Origin of the sequence: uncultured Rothia sp. (assembly GCF_937976295.1) — a bacterium.
Lineage (GTDB): Bacteria > Actinomycetota > Actinomycetes > Actinomycetales > Micrococcaceae > Rothia.
The window spans coordinates 1-3,271 of the sequence record NZ_CALJRY010000021.1; the positions used below are offsets into that span (position 1 = coordinate 1).

2 protein-coding genes, 1 tRNA gene, 1 other RNA gene and 1 pseudogene are annotated in these 3,271 nt (G+C 59.6%); 3 read left to right on the forward strand and 2 right to left on the reverse strand.

Going from position 1 to position 3,271, the window contains the following annotated elements; all coding sequences use genetic code 11:
- Positions 1-1,593, reverse strand: a 1,593-nt coding sequence (locus tag Q0216_RS00540; RefSeq protein ID WP_298592025.1) for a DNA polymerase III subunit gamma and tau, incomplete at its 3' end; no start/stop codon positions are given.
- A 229-nt stretch (positions 1,594-1,822) separates the two neighbouring features.
- Here Q0216_RS00540 and ffs point away from each other — a divergent pair.
- The 3 genes from ffs to Q0216_RS00555 all read left to right on the forward strand — a co-directional run bounded on the left by ffs (position 1,823) and on the right by Q0216_RS00555 (position 2,861).
- An RNA gene (gene ffs, locus Q0216_RS00545) (signal recognition particle sRNA small type) lies at positions 1,823-1,919 on the forward strand.
- Positions 1,920-2,328: 409 nt separating this feature from the next.
- A tRNA-Ser gene (locus tag Q0216_RS00550) sits at positions 2,329-2,417 on the forward strand.
- Between the two features lie 120 nt (positions 2,418-2,537).
- A complete protein-coding gene (locus Q0216_RS00555; RefSeq protein ID WP_298592028.1) occupies positions 2,538-2,861 on the forward strand; it encodes a type II toxin-antitoxin system VapB family antitoxin in 324 nt (107 codons plus the stop codon).
- A 126-nt stretch (positions 2,862-2,987) separates the two neighbouring features.
- Here Q0216_RS00555 and Q0216_RS00560 read toward each other — a convergent pair.
- Positions 2,988-3,271: pseudogene (locus tag Q0216_RS00560) on the reverse strand (TetR/AcrR family transcriptional regulator); the annotation flags it as partial.

The window sequence follows — 3,271 nt, forward strand, 5'->3', positions numbered from 1 at the left end:
GGGGGTACCCGCCGCAGCGGCATCAGATGCAGGAGCAGCCGGGGCATTCGGCGTCGCCGGAGCATGAGGTGCCGCCGGGGTGTTACCCGTCAGGGGAGCACCAGTCGGAGTGGTGGGGGCCTGCGCGGTCGGTGCTAGAGGTGCGCCGCTAAGGGGTGCACCGCTAAGGGGCGCGCCCGCCAGCGGGGGAGCGCCTGCGCTAGTTTGCTGAGAACTGCCCTGCTGGGGGGCTACCTGCTGAGAAGTAGGCTGCTGCGCGGGCTGAGCCGCCTCCTGAACCGGGGCGCTAGGAGTCTGCGTATTAGGAGCCTGCACATGAGGCGCTTGAGCCTTAGGCGCCAGGCCAGCCGCCGCCATACCCGCCGCACGAGCAGCAGACATACCAGCCGGTGCCGGAACCGAACCAGCAGAACCAGACGCCACGCGACGCTCCAAAACCTGCAGACGAGACGCCAACGCCGCAACCTCAGCACCACCGGCAGAATCCTCCGCCGCAGGCAGAAGCAGACGAGCACACAGCAACTCCAGCTGAAGCTGCGGATTCGCCGCACCCGTCATACCATTCAACGTCTCATTAGCCGTACCCGCGGCAACCGTCAGCTCACGCTCACCCAGAGCCTGAGCCTGCTGAGCCAGGCGCTCCAACTGATCCTGCGGAACACCCTGCAAAATCTGGCCGGCAGCCTGCGGAACAGCCTTCACCACAATCAAATCACGCAGACGCTCCAGCAGATCCTCCACAAAACGGCGAGGATCCTGACCGGTCGCCACCACACGAGAAACCGCGCCAAAGAGAGTCGGCGCATCCTTCGCGCCCAACGCCTCAATAACCTCATCCAGAAGCTGCGCGTGCGTATAACCCAGCAGCGCCACCGCACGGTCATACTCAATACCGTTCTGCGAAGACGCACCAGCCATCAACTGATCAAGAATCGACAGCGAATCACGCACCGAACCGCCGCCAGCACGAATCACCAGCTGCAACACGCCCGGCTCCACAGCCACCTGCTCCTGATCGCACAGACCCTGCAGGAACGGCAGAAGAACCTCCGGCGGAACCAGACGGAACGGGTAATGGTGAGTACGCGAACGAATCGTACCCAGCACCTTATTCGGCTCAGTCGTCGCGAAGATAAACTTCACGTGCTCCGGCGGCTCCTCCACAATCTTCAGCAGCGCATTGAAACCCTCACGGGTCACCATATGCGCCTCATCAATAATGAAGATCTTGTAACGGTCACGCACCGGCGCCAAAGTAGCGCGCTCACGCAGGTCACGGGCATGATCCACACCGCCGTGGCTCGCCGCGTCCATCTCAATCACGTCAAGGGAACCGCCACCATCACGCGACAGCTCACGGCACGAATCGCACACACCACACGGAGTAGGAGTCGGACCCTGCGCACAGTTCAAACAGCGCGCCAAAATACGCGCCGACGTGGTCTTACCGCAACCACGCGGACCCGAAAACAGGTACGCGTGATTCACGCGGTTCTTCTCCAGAGCGACCATAAGAGGTTCGGTCACGTGCTCCTGCCCGATAACCTCAGCAAAGGTCTCGGGGCGATAACGACGATAAAGGGCAGTGCTCACGGCAACCTCTTCAACTCGGGGATGCGGATAGGACAATCCCTACCATTTTAGACGCTTTACCCCCGGCCCGAGCGGCTGACAGTCACCGGCGAACACGCTGCTACAGCACCCCAGCACAACACCGCCACCGTGACATCTACTATGGACGCTCACCCGGGTGGCATGTACGCCCACAGAAATACCGCGGACGCGCCGAATTCCCAAGAGCCCAAAAATCCGGTACACTGGTTCTTGCCTCTTACGTGGCGTTATCTTGGAAAACTCCCCCAGGACCGGAAGGTAGCAAGGGTATTCGAGCTATGACGGGTGCGTAGGAGGTCTTTTTTTACCCAAAAATGGGTACCTGGGGAGTTTGCACCCGTCATATCCGTCTCACTGTCGTTCGACGGCTTCAACCCAGGATTTATATCCTCGCTCGCTCGGAATCCTGGGTTTCAGCGGTTGCGTAGGAGGTTTTTTCATGCCCAAAATCAGGCACCTAGGTAGTTCGCACCCGTCATATGCACTCCGTGCCCGCTCCGCTGGCGCTCCGCGGCTTCGGATCCGGATTTGATTCTTCGCACGCTCAGAATCCGAATCCTCAGCGGTTGCGTAGGAGGTTTTTCTTTGCCCAAAAACGGGCACCAGCACCCACAGATGTGCTTTCTGTTACTTTTCCTGCCCAGGGCTTGCGCACATCGCAAAAGCGTAGTAAAGTTTTATTCGTTGCCTACGCAATGCGTAGAAAACGTAGCTGGAGGATTCGCCTAGCGGCCTATGGCGCACGCCTGGAACGCGTGTTGGGTTAACAGCCCTCGGGGGTTCAAATCCCCCATCCTCCGCCACTGATCCCCGGTCTTAGATTCTAAGACCGGGGATTTTTTATATCCCTTGGTACTATTTCTTCAGAACCCCCACGGTTCTACGCGCCGCCGGGTCACCCCCTACCTGCAGAAAGCACCACCATGATCTTCAAAAAAGTAGGCGACAGCCGCCCCTACCCCCAGCACGGCATGACCCACGCCGACTGGGGAGGAATCCCACCGCAGCAGGTGCGCCTCGACACCCTCATCACCACCCAAAAAACCCTCAACCTCGAAACCCTACTCGCCGAAGACTCCACCTACTACGGCGACCTCTTCCCGCACGTGGTCAAATGGGGCGGCGAACTCTACCTCGAAGACGGCGTGCACCGCGCACTGCGCAACGCCCTGCACCGCCGCGCCGTCATGTACGCGCGCGTACTGGACCTGGACTCTATCTCCCCGGCACTGCTGCCTGGCGTCTAAAAACCTACCCGGCGCGTAAAAACCTAACCGCGTAAAAACCCACCCGAATATAGAAAATGCCGCGGACCGATGCAAAGAAGCATTAGGTCCGCGGCATTATATGTAGCTATTCAGCCCGCTCAACCCTTAGGAAGCGACCTTCAGGTTCGCCTCCTGCACGGGCGACTGCTCCGGCAGAGACTCCTCGGAGTCCAGACGAACAGGGTTGCCTGCGGCGTCAAAACGCGCGCCCAAACCCATCTGAATAAAACGGATAGTATTCAGAATCTGGCGTTCGCGAGTCTCCTCATCCGGTGCGTCCTCCGCACGACCCGCACTTGAAGAGAGGGAACCGTGCACGAGCATCGCCAATTCGCGAATGTCGTTCTTCGGAATGTAGTTCTCAGCAATGGCGGCAGAAAGAATATGCG